General features: G+C 57.4%; 13 protein-coding genes. 12 read left to right on the top strand and 1 reads right to left on the bottom strand.

What is annotated here, in order from left to right:
- Positions 1 to 31: 31 nt before the first annotated feature.
- Positions 32 to 1,471 carry a pilus assembly protein TadG-related protein gene (locus ABYT07_RS02500; protein WP_372989192.1) on the bottom strand — a complete coding sequence of 480 codons (1,440 nt, stop codon included), beginning with the start codon at positions 1,469 to 1,471 and terminating at the stop codon, positions 32 to 34.
- Between the two features lie 370 nt (positions 1,472 to 1,841).
- Here ABYT07_RS02500 and ABYT07_RS02495 point away from each other — a divergent pair, with 370 nt between their 5' ends.
- From ABYT07_RS02495 to ribD, 12 genes are all read left to right on the top strand, one after another.
- Positions 1,842 to 3,272, top strand: coding sequence for a Glu/Leu/Phe/Val dehydrogenase (locus ABYT07_RS02495; protein WP_372989190.1), 1,431 nt, complete (start codon positions 1,842 to 1,844; stop codon positions 3,270 to 3,272).
- Between the two features lie 165 nt (positions 3,273 to 3,437).
- Complete coding sequence (locus tag ABYT07_RS02490; RefSeq protein ID WP_372989188.1) at positions 3,438 to 4,691, top strand: sarcosine oxidase subunit beta family protein; 1,254 nt, start codon at positions 3,438 to 3,440, stop codon at positions 4,689 to 4,691.
- A gap of 76 nt (positions 4,692 to 4,767) precedes the next feature.
- Positions 4,768 to 5,040 carry a sarcosine oxidase subunit delta gene (locus ABYT07_RS02485; protein ID WP_372989187.1) on the top strand — a complete coding sequence of 91 codons (273 nt, stop codon included), beginning with the start codon at positions 4,768 to 4,770 and terminating at the stop codon, positions 5,038 to 5,040.
- Positions 5,037 to 7,970, top strand: coding sequence for a sarcosine oxidase subunit alpha family protein (locus ABYT07_RS02480; protein ID WP_372989185.1), 2,934 nt, complete (start codon positions 5,037 to 5,039; stop codon positions 7,968 to 7,970). Before ABYT07_RS02485 ends, ABYT07_RS02480 begins: the two co-directional genes overlap by 4 nt.
- Positions 7,963 to 8,523: a sarcosine oxidase subunit gamma gene (locus ABYT07_RS02475; RefSeq protein WP_372989183.1), complete on the top strand. Its 561-nt coding sequence runs from the start codon at positions 7,963 to 7,965 to the stop codon at positions 8,521 to 8,523. Before ABYT07_RS02480 ends, ABYT07_RS02475 begins: the two co-directional genes overlap by 8 nt.
- 40 nt (positions 8,524 to 8,563) lie before the next feature.
- Positions 8,564 to 8,872, top strand: coding sequence for a hypothetical protein (locus ABYT07_RS02470; RefSeq protein WP_372989181.1), 309 nt, complete (start codon positions 8,564 to 8,566; stop codon positions 8,870 to 8,872).
- Positions 8,873 to 9,017: 145 nt separating this feature from the next.
- Positions 9,018 to 10,991 (top strand): DNA primase, encoded by a 1,974-nt coding sequence (dnaG, locus tag ABYT07_RS02465; protein ID WP_372989179.1) that lies wholly within the window; start codon positions 9,018 to 9,020, stop codon positions 10,989 to 10,991.
- A 136-nt stretch (positions 10,992 to 11,127) separates the two neighbouring features.
- A complete protein-coding gene (rpoD, locus tag ABYT07_RS02460) occupies positions 11,128 to 13,113 on the top strand; it encodes an RNA polymerase sigma factor RpoD (RefSeq protein ID WP_372989177.1) in 1,986 nt (661 codons plus the stop codon).
- A gap of 168 nt (positions 13,114 to 13,281) precedes the next feature.
- Complete coding sequence (locus ABYT07_RS02455; RefSeq protein ID WP_372989175.1) at positions 13,282 to 13,692, top strand: hypothetical protein; 411 nt, start codon at positions 13,282 to 13,284, stop codon at positions 13,690 to 13,692.
- A gap of 54 nt (positions 13,693 to 13,746) precedes the next feature.
- Positions 13,747 to 14,157, top strand: a complete 411-nt coding sequence (locus ABYT07_RS02450; protein ID WP_372989173.1) for a secondary thiamine-phosphate synthase enzyme YjbQ — start codon at positions 13,747 to 13,749, stop codon at positions 14,155 to 14,157.
- Positions 14,158 to 14,310: 153 nt separating this feature from the next.
- The gene (gene nrdR, locus ABYT07_RS02445) at positions 14,311 to 14,778 is read left to right on the top strand and encodes a transcriptional regulator NrdR (protein WP_176249586.1); all 468 of its coding nucleotides are present in this window, start codon (positions 14,311 to 14,313) and stop codon (positions 14,776 to 14,778) included.
- Between the two features lie 29 nt (positions 14,779 to 14,807).
- Positions 14,808 to 15,763: bifunctional diaminohydroxyphosphoribosylaminopyrimidine deaminase/5-amino-6-(5-phosphoribosylamino)uracil reductase RibD (gene ribD, locus ABYT07_RS02440; protein WP_372989170.1), on the top strand; the 956-nt coding region annotated here is incomplete at its 3' end.

Raw genomic sequence — 15,763 nt, 5'->3', positions numbered from 1 at the left:
AAGCGCCGCAGCGCATGTATGCATCGGGTGATCATTGCGTCAGCCTCAATTGGTTGATTTGACTAGCGATGGCGCTGAAGGCTTCGGATAGTTCGACACCTTCGACCCTGAAGAAGTGGCTTGGGGATGACGCACATTTCTTCATGACCTCTGCACCGTTGTCTGTGACTTCGAAACCGACAGACCAGATGACGATATGCTTGGCTTTGGCGGCACTGCACATGTCTGCCAACAGTTGATCCCCGCGCCATTTGTCATATTTCTGCCAGTAGAAACTTTTGCGGTCCCAGCTGTTGACGTAGTTGTATAGGTACCAGTTCAGGTTGTACTTGCTCCAGTGAACGTAATGGGAATCGTTGGCATAATAGCGCGACGAAATCCGCTGTGTGCTGGAGTTTTCACCATCCGTCATAAGGACAATGGTTTTCAGCGTTTCGATGTCGGTATAGCTGCCGGGCCGGTTTTCAAATGCCTTGTCCACCTCTGGCTGGGTGTATGCACTAGAGCCCTCGGGAACGACAGTCAGGGACTTGACCACCGGGTTATAGCTTGGGTCAAGCAACATCGTTGCCCATTTCATACCCAGAAAAATCTGTGTACCCGCACGCGGCTTAAGGCTTTCGATCTGGGTTTTCAGCGCTGTCTTATTCTGGGAAAACGGCAGGATGCGCTCGTAGCTGTACCGTGGGCAGACCGTGTCTGTCATGGCGTTCGGACCCGAGTAGTTCCACTGGAAATGCTGCATTTGGGTGTAGTATTTCGAAGGTTCCCAGTTCGTTTTCGTAAAATCGGAGTCATCAAACTCAAGGCAATGGGAGTAATTGTGAGTATAGTCGACCTTCATGCGGTTCAACAGAAGCGGTCCGGCGTTTACTTGTTCTGAATAAGGGATCAAGGAAACCGAAATCAGATCTTCGTTGTCATCCTTCAATACGATATCCACGAATTTCTTGGCGGCCGTTTGCATCTCGGTAAGGCGGTCGTTGGATGCCATGGAACCCGAGATATCAAGGACAAGCGAGATTTCAACGTTCTCGACCCGCTCTTCGGCCTGGCTTCTGACGCTGACTTTCAGAGTGTCAAATCCGAAGCGCCCCAAGAACTGGGTTTTCATGTCAAATCCGGCGTCCACCGTTACGGTACTGAAATTCAAACCGGGCAGCTCGTGGGCTTTGATCAGGTAATTGGACATACCGGCCTTGGCAAAGTATTCTTTTACCACCAATTCGCCGTCAATCTTTTGGTCCAGATCCGCCGCCGCAAGTGCGGCACGGTCAGCCATTGCTTGCAACCGCGCGCGCTCCATCTCGTGGCGCATGAAATCGATTTGGATTCCGCCGACCATGACCATCATCATGATCATGAAAATCACTAGAATTGTGATTGATCCATCGTCTTGACGGGCAAAGCGTTCAAGTCTCACCCTAGGCGCGGATCGTGCCCAAGCTTCCTTTGGTTTGAATAATGACATCACTTGTTCCTTATTACGCGGATCCTATGGCCTTCTAGCCTCTCGGAGATTCCACTTTCGTTAACTTATGCAATTTGAACGTGGCCAAAATAGGGCGAAAACCCTTGAAATGAGGTCACATTTGGGGGGTTACCTGCGCCGATCCAAGCGATCTTGGCGTACTGTTTCACGCTTGGAAACGTCGGCTTAGCTGCCTGAAGGAAATTGATTTGGACGATTCCAGTTGGGAAAAGTTTTCTTTTTGCCCAAAAAACGTGCAAAAAAATCGATATAATAGGTTTTACGGATTCTAAAGTCGTAAAGGGCATGTTCTAGATGTGGCGAGATGAATCGCATTTCTTCAGGTCACTTTGCCAAACAGGAGCATTAAATGATCGACGGCACCGAACCGAGCTTTCGCGAAAGCGTAGACATGATGTTCAACAGGGCCGTTGGCCTGATGGACCTTTCTTCAGGTCTTGAAGAGAAAATTCGCGTTTGCAATGCAACCTATACTGTGCGCTTTGGCGTCCGGCTGCGCGGCGGGATCCAGACGTTCACCGGTTACCGCTCCGTACATTCGGAGCATATGGAACCCGTGAAAGGTGGTATAAGGTACAGTCTTGGCGTCAACCAAGACGAGGTCGAGGCATTGGCCGCGCTTATGACTTACAAATGTGCGCTGGTCGAAGCGCCCTTTGGCGGATCAAAAGGCGGGCTGTGCATTGATCCGCGCGCCTATGATGAACACGAGCTTGAGCTGATCACCCGCCGCTTTGCCTATGAGCTGATCAAGCGCGACATGATCAATCCTGCGCAAAACGTGCCCGCGCCCGACATGGGCACCAGCGAACGCGAGATGGCCTGGATCGCGGATCAGTACAAGCGCATGAACACCACGGATATCAACGGCGTTGCCTGTGTGACGGGCAAGCCCATCAACGCCGGCGGCATTCACGGCCGGACCGAAGCAACGGGGCGCGGGGTGCAATTCGCGCTGCACGCGTTCTTTAAGGATGCCAAGGGAATGGCCAAGGCGGGTCTTGAGGGCAAGTTGAAAGGCAAGCGCGTCATCGTTCAGGGGCTGGGCAACGTGGGCTATCACGCCGCGAAGTTCCTGAGTGAAGAAGACGGCTGCCTGATCACTGCGATCATCGAACGCGATGGCGCTTTGCATGACGAGGCCGGTTTGGATGTCGAAGCAGTGCATCACTGGATCGCCAAGCATGACACGATCAAGGGCTATCACGATTCCACATTGATCGAGGACGGGGCGTCGGTTCTAGAGACGGACTGCGACATCCTGATCCCTGCCGCCTTGGAAGGTGTCATTAACCTTGGTAATGCCGACCGGATCAAGGCACCGCTGATCGTAGAGGCTGCGAATGGTCCGGTAACCTCGGGGGCAGATGAAATTCTGCGTGACAAGGGGGTGGTCATTATTCCCGACATGTATGCCAACGCAGGCGGCGTGACGGTGTCCTATTTTGAGTGGGTCAAGAACCTGAGCCATATCCGGTTTGGCCGGATGCAGCGCCGTAACGAAGAAAGCCGCCACCAGTTGTTGGTCGATGAACTTGAACGCCTGAGCGCCGACAGTGGTGTGGGCTGGCAGCTAAGCCCGAACTTCAAAGACAAATATCTGCGCGGCGCGGATGAATTGGAACTGGTGCGTTCGGGGCTTTATGACACGATGGTCGATGCGTATCGATCCATGTCCGATGTCTGGCACAACCGTGAAGACGTGACTGATTTGCGCACCGCGGCCTATCTGGTCAGCATCACCAAGGTTGCAGCCAGCTACCGCGCCAAAGGACTGTAAGCCGATCATGCCCTAAAATAGGGTTTGCCTAAAAGACTGTCGCGGACAGACTTGTCCGCGGCGCAAAATGCCCCCCATGCTGCGCCTAGCCATTGCACCTTTGTATCGGACTTGATTGAGTAGCGCCAAGGCGCTGCTATCAAGGCGGTTGAATTGGGGGATGCGATGCGGTTTTCAGGATTGCGCGTGCTGCGCGAAGGATTGACCGGAAACAAGGGATGGGCACCGCATTGGCGTGATGCCGAACCGAAAGCCGAATATGACGCGATCATTATTGGTGGCGGCGGTCACGGGCTTAGCACTGCATATTATCTTGCCAAGGAACATGGTCTTACGAATATTGCAGTTCTTGAAAAGGGCTACCTTGGCGGCGGCAATGTCGGACGTAACACCACAATTGTGCGGGCGAATTACTTTCTCCAGGGGAACTCCGAGTTTTACTCCCATTCTTTGAAGCTGTGGGAAGGGTTGGAAGAAGACCTGAACTATAATGTTATGCATTCGCAGCGCGGGCTGATTAACCTGTTCCATTCCGACGGCCAGCGCGATGCCTTTGCGCGGCGCGGCAATAGCATGATCAATCAGGGCGACGATGCCGTGTTGCTGGACCGGATCGGCGTGCGCAAGCATCTGCCTTACCTGGATTTCGACAATGTGCGGTTTCCGATCTACGGCGGCTTGTTGCATCCGCGCGGTGGCACGGCGCGTCATGATGCGGTGGCATGGGGCTATGCGCGTGGTGCATCGGATCGCGGCGTTGACCTGATCCAGCAATGCGAAGTCACCGGGATTGATATCGAAAACGGTCAGGTGCGCGGCGTGCAAACCACGCGCGGGGCGATCCGCGCCAAAAAGGTCGGCATCGTGGTCGCGGGGCGGTCCGGTCAGGTGGCGGCGATGGCTGGGATGCGTCTGCCGATTGAAAGCCATGTCTTGCAGGCGTTCGTGACCGAAGGGCTCAAGCCCTGCATTGACCATGTCGTCAGCTTTGGCATGGGGCATTTCTATATTTCGCAATCCGACAAGGGCGGTTTGGTCTTTGGCGGCGATCTGGATTTCTATGCTTCTTACGCCAGCCGGGGCAACCTGCCCATGGCCGAACATGTGATGGAGGCGGGCATGACCTTGATGCCGATGATCGGCAAGGCCAAGGTGCTGCGCAGCTGGGGCGGGATCATGGACATGACGCCCGACGGCAGTCCGATCATCGACAAGACGGATACCAAGGGTTTGTTCATCGATTGTGGCTGGTGTTACGGCGGGTTCAAGGCGGTGCCGGGATCAGGGTTCAGTTTTGCCCATTTGATGGCGACGGGAAACCACCATGCACCAGCGGCCAAGTTCCGGTTGGACCGGTTCCGCACGGGCGTTGGCGTGATGGATGAAGAGGGCACTGGTTCCCAGCATAACCTTCATTGATGATGCTGGTTGTGGGGTTGGATTTGAGTATTTTTGAAAGGGTGAAGGGGCAGATGCCCGTTCAGAGGGGCTTGGCATGAGACTGGATTGTCCGATTTGTGGAAACCGTGACCGGCGCGAGTTTTATTATCAGGGGGATGCTGTGATGGTGTCGCGCCCGGATGTGGACGCGGGCGCGGATGCTTGGGACAGTTATCTGCATTTGCGGGACAATCCGGCAGGCCAGACGCGGGATTTGTGGCAGCACGAGGCAGGCTGTGGCGCGTGGTTGGTTGTGACGCGCAATACGGTGACCCATGCGATATCGACGGTTGAGTTGGCGTCGGACGTGAAGGGGGCCATGGCATGAGGATCAAGGGCAAGGGGCTGATTGATCGGTCCAACACGGTCACGTTTAATTTTGACGGGCGCAGCTATGATGGCTTTGCGGGGGATACAGTTGCCTCGGCGTTGTTGGCCAATGACGTGACGCTGATGGGGCGGTCGTTCAAGTATCACCGTCCGCGTGGTGTTTTGACGGCTGGTAGCGAAGAGCCGAATGCGCTTGTGACAGTGGGGAGCGGAGCGGCGTCCGAGCCGAATGTGCGCGCCACCATGCAAGAGGTCTTTGAGGGATTGCGCGTGCGCAGCCAGAACGCCTGGCCGTCGCTGGATTTTGATGTGATGGCCGTGAACAATCTGGTTTCGCCGTTTTTGGGGGCTGGGTTCTATTACAAGACCTTCATGTGGCCGCGCAAATTCTGGGAGACGCTATACGAACCGGTGATCCGGCGGGCGGCCGGTTTGGGCGGTCTGAGCGGGGCGCATAACCCTGATACCTACGAGCGTGCCTTCGCGTTTTGTGATGTGCTGGTCATTGGCGCTGGGCCTGCGGGTCTGATGGCAGCGTTAACAGCGGCGCGCGGTGGCGCGGATGTGATTTTGGCCGATGAGGATGCGCTGATGGGCGGGCGGCTGAACGCCGAAACCTATCAGATTGACGGCAAGCCGGGGCATGTCTGGGCGGCTGATATTGTGGCTGAGTTGGCCGGGATGGACAATGTGCGGCTCATGTCACGCACCACGGTGACAGGGGCCTATGATCAGGGCACGTTCGGCGCGTTGGAGCGGGTGAACCACCATCACGGCGAGCGTGTCGAGGGCGCACCGCTTGAGTGTTTCTGGCGGATCGTGGCCAAGCATAGCATCCTGACCGCAGGCGCGTTGGAGCGGCCGATCGCGTTTCAGAACAACGACCGACCGGGAATTATGACGGCGGGGGCGGTGCGGGCCTATCTGAATCGCTGGGGGGTGAGCCCCGGTAAGGCGCTGACGATTTTTGGCAACAACGACGATGCACACAGAACTGCGCGTGATCTGGCTGATGCAGGCGTGCGGATCGCTGCGGTGGTCGACAGCCGTGCCGAGGTCGATATCAAAGGGGATTTCCCCGTCTATCGCGGCGCGCAGGTGTTCAACACGGGCGGTGGGAAAGAGCTGGAAAGTATCTCGATCCGGACCATCAGCGGCGTTGAGAAGATCCAGACCGATTGTCTGGCGATGTCGGGCGGCTGGAACCCGACGGTTCATCTGACCTGCCATATGAACGGACGGCCCACATGGCGGCCTGACATTCAGGCGTTTGTACCCACCGAAGGGGCCATTCCGGGGATGATCTCGGCAGGGGCGTGCAACGGGACATTCTCGACCCAGGGCTGTCTGGCTGAGGGGGCCGAGGTCGCGGGCAAGGTTCTGGGGATGTTGGGCAAGAAGCTGGCTGAAGGTGCGCTGCCGCAGGCCGAGGATGCGCCCTACCGGATGGCCCCGTTGTGGGCTGTTGCGGGCAAGGGGCGCGCTTGGCTGGATTTCCAGAACGACGTGAGCGTCAAGGATATCAAGCAGGCGGCGGTCGAAAACTTCCGGTCGGTCGAGCACATGAAGCGCTATACCACCCAAGGCATGGCGACCGATCAGGGCAAGAATTCGAATGTCGGGGCCTTGGCGGTGCTGGCCGATGCGACGGGGCGCGGGATACCGGACACTGGGACCACGACATTCCGGCCACCCTATTCGCCGGTTAGTATCGCGGCGATGGGGGCGGGGGCACAGGGCAAGGGCTTTGCGCCGCAGCGATTCACCACATCGCATAGCGCCAGCGTAGAGGCAGGCGCGCCGATGATCGAGGCGGGGCTGTGGTACCGGCCCAGCTATTTCCCCAAGGCGGGGGAAAAGACGTGGCGGCAGTCATGTGACCGCGAGGTCGGATATGTTCGCAAGGCCGTCGGCATCTGCGATGTGTCGACGTTGGGCAAGATCGACATTCAGGGGCCGGATGCGGCTGCGTTGTTGGATTTCGTCTATACCAACATGTTTTCGACGCTGAAACCCGGGCGCGTGCGCTATGGGCTGATGCTGCGCGAGGACGACACCGTGATGGACGACGGCACCTGCGCGCGGCTGGGGGATCAGCATTTCGTGATGACCACCACCACCGCAGCGGCGGGGGCGGTGATCAAGCACCTGGAATTTGTCGCACAGTGTTTGCACCTGGAATGGCGGGTGGCAATCACGTCAGTCACAGAACAATGGGCGCAGTTCGCCGTTGCGGGGCCAAAGTCGCGCGCGTTGTTGAACGGCCTGCTGGATGCACCGATCGACAATGACAGTTGGCCGTTCATGGCGTGCGGCGACACATCGGTGCTGGGCGTCAAAGGGCGGCTGTTCCGGATATCGTTCTCGGGCGAGCATGCCTATGAGATCGCGGTGCCTGCGCGTTACGGCGAGAGCCTGTTTCGCGAGCTGGTTGCCCGTGCCCAAGGGCTGGGCGGCGGGGCTTATGGGATGGAGGCGCTGAATGTGCTGCGCATCGAAAAGGGGTTCATCACCCATGCGGAAATCCACGGACGCACGACCGCGTTTGATGTCGGCATGGCAGAAATGGTGTCGGCCAAGAAAGATTGCATCGGCAAGGTGATGGCAGCGCGCCCCGGCTTGGTTGCAAAGGATCGCGAGCGGTTGGTGGGGATGAAACCTGTGGGCGCTGTGAAACTGCTGAGTGCTGGTGCGCATATCTTTGAAAAAGACGCGCAAGCGGTGCGGGAAAATGATCAGGGCTATGTCACCTCGGTCTGTTTTTCGCCCGAGGTTGGCACCTATGTCGGTTTGGGGTTCGTCAAGAACGGGCCGGAACGCTATGGCGAAGTGATGCGCGTGGTGGATCATTTGCGCGAATTGGAGGTCGAGGTGGAAATATGCCCGCCTGTGTTCTTTGACCCAGAGGGAGGGCGTGCCCGTGGCTGAATTGAAAGCAAGGACCGCATGCGGGGATTTACTGCCCGTGACTCATGGATCGGCGCAACTGGTCGAGCTTGATCTGGGCATCGTGACATCTGTTGCGCTGCTTGGCGATGAAAAAGCGATGTCAGAGGCCATGGATGCGGTGCATGGTGTCGGCTTTCCAAAGCCGAACCGGACAACGGGTAAAAGTCCGCTGGGCAAGGGCGGGGTGTGCAGTGTCTGGATCGGGCGCAATCAGGCGCTTTTGATCGGTGTTGCTCCGGATGCGTCGCTGCGTGCGCATGGTGCGCTGGTGGATCAAAGCGACGGCTGGTGCGCGGTCTGTTTAAGCGGCGCAGCAGCGGAAGATGTGCTGGCGCGGTTGGTGCCGATCGACCTGCGCGCAGGTCACTTCAAGCGCGGGCATACGGCACGTACGTTACTGGGCCATATGACGGTTTCGATCACGCGCACGGGGCCCGAGGAATTCATGATCCTTGTTTTCCGGTCGATGGCATCTACCTTGGTGCATGAGTTGAGTGCAGCGATGCTGGGTGTTGCATCGCGCACGTCTTGAGCCGTTTCATGCGGCGTGGTCGATATTTGGAGAGTTGAAGATGAAATTTCTGTCAGGTGTGATCGTGGCTGGGTTGCTGAGCAGTGCAGCCCCAGTTTTTGCAGCCAGCGATGCCGAGGTGGATTGCGGCTATCAGGCGGCCGTTGTCGAGGCAGTTCGGCAGGCTAGGATTGAACGGGTCAAGGAACGTAGCGTTCCCGCACATGTGGCTGCTGCATCCCCGGAGTGGCCAGAGAAATATAACGCCGTCGTACCGCTGGTCGCCCCGTGGGTTTACGAGATGAAAATGCGCGATGTGAAGGCCAATGATCTGGGCGCAGCCTGGAAAGAGATGTGCCTCGCACGCTAACGTCGCGCATCATGTCGGAGCGGTGCGGGGGCCAGCCCCCATTGCCCCAAGGGGCAATTCCCCCGGAGTTTATCTGGCAAAATGAAGCAGGGTTCAGGGGCTTTGGGTTCTGGACTCTGCTGGCTGCGGGCCAATATATAAGCCTATGAGCTTACCTCCCGGATTTTTGGATGAACTTCGAAGCCGTTCCAGCCTGTCACAGGTGGTGGGCCGCAAAGTCATGTGGGATGCGCGCAAGTCCAATCAGGGCAAGGGCGACATGTGGGCCCCGTGTCCGTTCCATCAGGAAAAATCCGCAAGTTTCCACGTCGATGACCGCCAGGGGTTCTATTATTGCTTTGGCTGTCACGCCAAGGGCGACGCGATTTCCTTTGTGCGCGAGACAGAAAACGTGAGCTTTATGGAGGCTGTCGAGATTCTGGCCCGCGAAGCCGGTATGGAGATTCCCAAGCAGGACCCGCGCGCGCAGGCAAAAGCCGACAGGCGCACACAGTTGGCCGAAGTGATGGAGCAGGCGGTTCAGTTTTTTCGTTTGCAGCTTCAAACAGGGGCTGCAGGTGCAGCGCGAGAGTATCTGACGCGACGGGGCTTGAACGAGCAGGCCTTGGAGCGGTGGGAGATCGGCTTTGTTGCCGATCAGTGGCAGGGGTTATGGGATCATCTGAAGGCCAAAGGGGTCGAGGATGAGCTGATCTTTGGCGCGGGTCTGGCCAAGCCATCGACCAAAGGCGGGCGGCCCTATGATACGTTTCGGGGGCGGATCATGTTTCCGATCCGGGATGCGCGGGGGCGGGCGATTGCCTTTGGTGGCCGCGCGATGGACCCCAATGACAATGCTAAATATCTGAATTCGCCCGAGACCGAGTTATTTGATAAGGGCCGCAGCCTTTACAATGTGAAAGACGCGCGCACGGCTGCAGGGCAGGGGAAACCGCTGTTGGTGGCCGAAGGGTATATGGACGTCATCGCACTGGTTCAGGCCGGGTTCGGCGCGGCGGTGGCCCCGTTAGGCACCGCGATCACGGAAAGCCAGTTGCAAATGCTATGGCGGATATCGCCCGAGCCGATCATCACGCTGGATGGCGACACGGCCGGCCAGCGGGCGGCCTTGCGTTTGATCGATCTGGCATTGCCGTTGCTGGAAGCGGGGCAAAGTCTGCGCTTTGCCGTGATGCCCGAGGGGAAAGACCCTGATGACGTGCTGCGTGCCCATGGTGCGCCAGCCCTGCAAAAGCTGTTGGACAATGCCATGCCCATGGTGCGGTTGCTCTGGCAGCGTGAAACCGACGGGCGCGTTTTTGACAGTCCGGAACGCAAGGCGGCGTTGGATAAATCCTTGCGCGAAAAGATCATGTTGATCAAAGACCCGTCGATCCGGAGCCACTATGGCCAGGAAATCAAGGATCTGCGCTATCAACTGTTTCGGCCCCAGCAGGCCAAAAAAACGTTTACGCCGGGCGCGCGCGGTACTGGGCAGGGGCGGTGGAATGCGGCACCGCAAGGCCCATCGCCAAGCGCCAAGTCGTCGATTCTTGCGACAGCCGCAGGTCTGGGAGCCACAGAGCATCTGCGCGAGGCGGTGATTTTATGTGCGCTCTTGGGCTGCCCGCAATTGGTAGAAGAATTCGATACTGGCCTGGCTGCGATGGCGTGCCAAGACCCCGATCACGCCGAGATCAGAGATCTGATGTTAAGATTCGCCCATACCTCACCAGATGTGTTGCACGAAAAGATTTCCGACGCACTGGGGGCGCAAACACTTGAAAATATGACCAGCCAACGCCACGTTGCCATTACGCCTTGTATCCGTAACCCTGGCAATATCGAAATGACCCGAATGACGGTGGCCGAAGAGCTGGGAAAACTTGAAGCCGTGCGCGGGTTGGACGCTGAAATCGCCGATGCCGTTGAAGATTTGAGCGGTGTGGCAGATGAGGGGCTGACTTGGAGATTGAGCGAAGCGGCCCGAAATGCCGACCGGGCGCAGCGCAGTGGACAAGAAGATACGGCGGAATATGACATTGGCGACAACGGTGCCCATATCAGCCGTGATGAACGCAGCGCCTTTGATGCGTTGATCGGATCGATCCGGGGGGGCGATTCGAAAGATAAAAAATGAACCCGGCGTGGCTTTTTCGCCGGGATGTTGAACAAAATTAAGGGTAACGGGTTTAAGAATCACCCGGAACCCCGCATGATTCGAAATAATCGAATCACTTTAGGTGATTCGCGCGCATTCGCTGGAGGAATTTTTCATGGCCGCCAAAGACACCAACGAAGACACAAAGTCTGACGATCAGGATGCTGGCCATTCGCTGGACATGAGCCAAGCTGCCGTTAAGAAAATGATCGGTGACGCCCGTGAAAAGGGCTACATCACCTACGATCAACTTAACACGGTTTTGCCACCCGAGCAGGTTAGCTCGGAACAGATCGAAGACGTGATGTCGATGCTGTCCGAGATGGGCATCAACATCATCGAAGATGAAGATGCCGAGGAAGAAGAAGCCAAGGGCGGCACAGATGTTGCCACCACGGACAGCAACCGTGATGTAACGCTGTCGACCGGCACTTCGGAGAAACTGGACCGGACCGATGACCCGGTGCGGATGTACCTGCGCGAAATGGGTTCGGTCGAGTTGCTGAGCCGCGAGGGCGAAATTGCCATCGCCAAGCGCATCGAGGCGGGTCGCAACACGATGATCGCAGGGCTTTGCGAAAGCCCTCTGACGTTCCAGGCGATCACAATCTGGCGCGACGAACTTTTGTCCGAAGACATTTTGCTGCGCGATGTCATCGACCTTGAGGCGACATTCGGCACCCAGATGGGTGACGAAGAGGAAACAACTCCGGTTGTGCCTGTCGTTTCAGCAGGGGCCGAGGCGAAAACCAGCGACGAGACAAGCGAAGTCGATGCCGATGGCAATCCGATCGCCAACGATGACGATGACGACGAGGATGAACAGGCCAACATGTCGTTGGCCGCAATGGAAGCGGCCTTGAAGCCACAAGTGCTTGAAGCGTTGGATATCATTGCCGACGACTATGTGAAGTTGAGCGAAATTCAGGACAAACGGATTTCGGCGACACTGAACGAAGACGGGTCGTTTTCGAAGAAAGATGAAGAAGAATACCAAAAGGTCCGGTCGGAAATCGTGTTGCTGGTGAACGAATTGCACCTGCACAACAACCGTATCGAAGCCTTGATCGACCAGCTGTACGGCATCAACCGCCGGATCATGCAGATCGATAGCGCGATGGTAAAACTTGCCGATCAGGCGCGCATCAACCGCAAGGAATTCGTCGATAACTATCGCGGCTACGAGCTTGATCCAAACTGGATGGAGCGGATGGCCGAGAAATCCGGCCGTGGCTGGCAGATGTTCATCGAACGCTCTGCCGACAAGGTCGAAGAATTGCGTTCGGATATGGCGCAGGTCGGTCAGTATGTCGGGCTTGATATCTCTGAATTCCGCCGCATCGTACAGCAGGTTCAGAAGGGCGAAAAAGAAGCCCGTCAGGCCAAGAAAGAAATGGTCGAGGCAAACCTGCGCCTGGTTATCTCGATCGCCAAGAAATACACCAACCGTGGTCTGCAATTCCTTGATCTAATTCAGGAAGGTAACATCGGCTTGATGAAGGCCGTGGACAAGTTCGAATACCGTCGCGGCTATAAATTCAGTACCTATGCCACATGGTGGATCCGTCAGGCGATTACGCGCTCCATTGCGGATCAGGCGCGCACCATCCGGATTCCTGTGCACATGATCGAAACGATCAACAAACTGGTCCGTACCGGTCGCCAGATGCTGCACGAGATCGGCCGCGAACCGACGCCCGAGGACTTGACAGAAAAGCTGCAGATGCCTTTGGAAAAGGTCCGCAAGGTGATGAAGATCGCCAAGGAACCGATTTCGCTGGAAACGCCGATCGGCGACGAAGAAGACAGCCAGCTGGGCGATTTCATCGAGGACAAGAATGCAGTGCTGCCTTTGGACAGCGCCATTCAGGAAAACCTCAAGGAGACCACAACACGGGTTCTGGCATCGCTTACGCCACGCGAGGAACGTGTTTTGCGGATGCGGTTTGGCATCGGTATGAACACCGACCACACGTTGGAAGAAGTTGGCCAGCAGTTCAGCGTTACACGCGAACGCATTCGTCAAATCGAAGCCAAGGCGCTGCGCAAGCTCAAGCATCCAAGCCGGTCGCGCAAGCTGCGTTCATTCTTGGATCAGTAATTTTTTTCGGGATTATCGTTGAAGGGGCGGGGGAAACTCCGCCCCTTTTTTGTTGGCACATATACTATTAGATAGCCGGAAACCTTGGATATCACCCATCTGTGACTTGGTGAATGACCCAGCAGAGCTATGATTGTTACAACATTATTTGTTGTTTGGAGTATCCCTATGCGCATCCTCATCCTTGCGGCCTTTTGTGCCGGTCTGCCCCTTGCCGCCGCCGCTCAGACCTATCAGGCGATCAACCGGCTTTATGTCATCCCGGTTTCGGGCACAGATTTTGAAGTGATCGAAGACCACGGCGAAGGCCCCCGTGGCATGTGGTGTGCCGCAGCAAGCTATGCGCACGACCGTTTGGGGGCCTCCGGGGGCGCGCGGCTGTACGTCAAGAATGCGCGTAGCCCGTCGGTTAGTGTCAGTGGCCGAACCGGTGTCGTGTTCACCTTGGACGAAACTTCTTTGACGGTGCCGCCCACGCGCTCTTACTCAGTCTCTGTCAGAACGCCAGGCCTGAACCTGCCGGTCGGCCATGCGATCGAGTTTTGCAAAGATTTCATTCTTGAACTGAATGATATCTAGACCGGGCGCGCTTTGGCTTGCCGCTGTGTCCGGTGGGGCATAGCGTCTGGCCCTATGAATACCGATTTTGAAATCACCACCCAAGGTCCCGGTTTGTACGAATTCACCCACGATGTTGCGCATTGGCTTGCGGGCCAAGGCGATGGGTTATTGACGTTGATGGTGCGCCACACCTCTGCTTCGCTGCTGATCCAGGAAAACGCGGACCCCGAGGTGCAAACAGATCTGGTTAATTTTTTCAGCCGTCTTGTGCCGCCAACCACAGATCCTGCGATGTCCTATCTGACCCACACTTACGAGGGGCCTGATGATATGCCTGCCCATATCAAGGCTGCTTTGTTGCCCGTCAGCCTTTCTACCCCCGTGCGGTCGGGCCGGATGGCGTTGGGGACGTGGCAGGGTATCTATATGGTTGAACACCGCACTTCAGGCCATGTCAGACAGGTTGCGGCCCACTTTGCATGAACGGCACGGCAGGGGCATGGCGCGGCGGATGTCTGCATGTGGGGGGTGAAAATGCCCTCTACCCAAACCCTAGGGGCTGTCCTATAGTATCGGTGACTAGGATGGGAAACCACCCAACCACCTGAGGCGGATCAGAAATTAAGGGGACCGGCCATGCGATGCCCGTTTTGCGGAAATATCGACACCCAAGTAAAAGACAGCCGCCCGGCAGAGGATCACGTATCCATTCGCCGCAGAAGGTTTTGCCCTGCGTGTGGCGGGCGTTTTACGACATATGAACGTGTGCAATTGCGTGATCTGGTGGTGATCAAAACATCCGGCAAGCGCGAAGATTTCGACCGCGATAAACTCGAACGCTCTATCCGTATTTCTATGCAGAAACGCCCGATTGATCCGGAACGGATTGACCAGATGATTTCCGGCATCGTGCGGCGCCTTGAAAGCATGGGCGAGACAGACATAGGGTCTAAACAAATCGGCGAGATCGTGATGGAGGCTTTGGCCCGGATCGACACGGTCGCCTACGTGCGGTTCGCGAGCGTCTACAAGAACTTCCAGGCTGCGGACGATTTTGACAAATTCGTTCAGGAATTGCGCCCCGACGTTCCCCCCGAAGAGTGACCTCGGCCTCTAGCACAGACACGCGCTTTATGGCGTTGGCCCTATCCTTGGGCCGGCGCGGGCAGGGTGGAGTCTGGCCAAACCCTGCCGTGGGCTGCGTGATCGTAAACGGGGACCGTATTGTCGGGCGCGGCTGGACCCAGCCCGGCGGCCGCCCCCATGCGGAGCCAGTGGCATTGGCGCAGGCCGGTCCTCAATCCGTTGGCGCGACGGCCTACGTCACGCTTGAGCCCTGCGCCCATACCGGCAAAACGCCGCCCTGCGCGCAGGCACTCATCGATGCGCGGGTGGCGCGGGTCGTGATCGCCTGCACCGACAGTGATCCGCGCGTCAGCGGCAAGGGGATCGCGATGCTCAAGGCGGCGGGCATTACGGTCGAAACTGGCCTACTTGAGGAAGAAGCCCGCAAAGATCACATTGGCTTCCTGTCCAAGGTCGATCTTGGGCGGCCCATGGTGACCCTCAAACTGGCCAGTAGCTTTGACGGGCGGATCGCCACGGCCACCGGCGAAAGCCAATGGATCACCGCTGGTCCCGCACGCCGTTTGGTCCACGCGATGCGCGCGCGCCATGATGCGGTGATGGTGGGCGGCGGCACGGCGCGTCACGACGACCCCAGCCTGACAGTCCGCGACATCGGCATCAGCCGCCAACCTACCCGCATTGTGGTCAGCAGCCGGCTTGATCTGCCGCTGAAAGGAAAGCTGGCACAAACAGCATCAGCGATCCCCGTAATCCTGTGCCACGCATCAAACGCCGACCCGCACCTTATCACAACCTGGCAGCAACTTGGTGCAACGCTGATCCCTTGTGCAACTCGCGTTGGTCAGCTTGATCCGGCGGACATCTTGGCCAAATTGGCCACCCATGGCCTCACTCGTATCTTTTGTGAAGGCGGCGGTGGCCTTGCGGCATCTTTGCTTCGGGCTGACCTCGTGGATCACCTGATCGGCTTCACCGCTGGCCTTACAATCGGCGCAGACGG

This window comes from Sulfitobacter sp. (assembly GCF_041552635.1).
Classification (GTDB): domain Bacteria; phylum Pseudomonadota; class Alphaproteobacteria; order Rhodobacterales; family Rhodobacteraceae; genus Sulfitobacter.
Note: the sequence above shows the minus strand (reverse complement) of the source record. Positions and strands in the feature narration are given on the sequence as shown.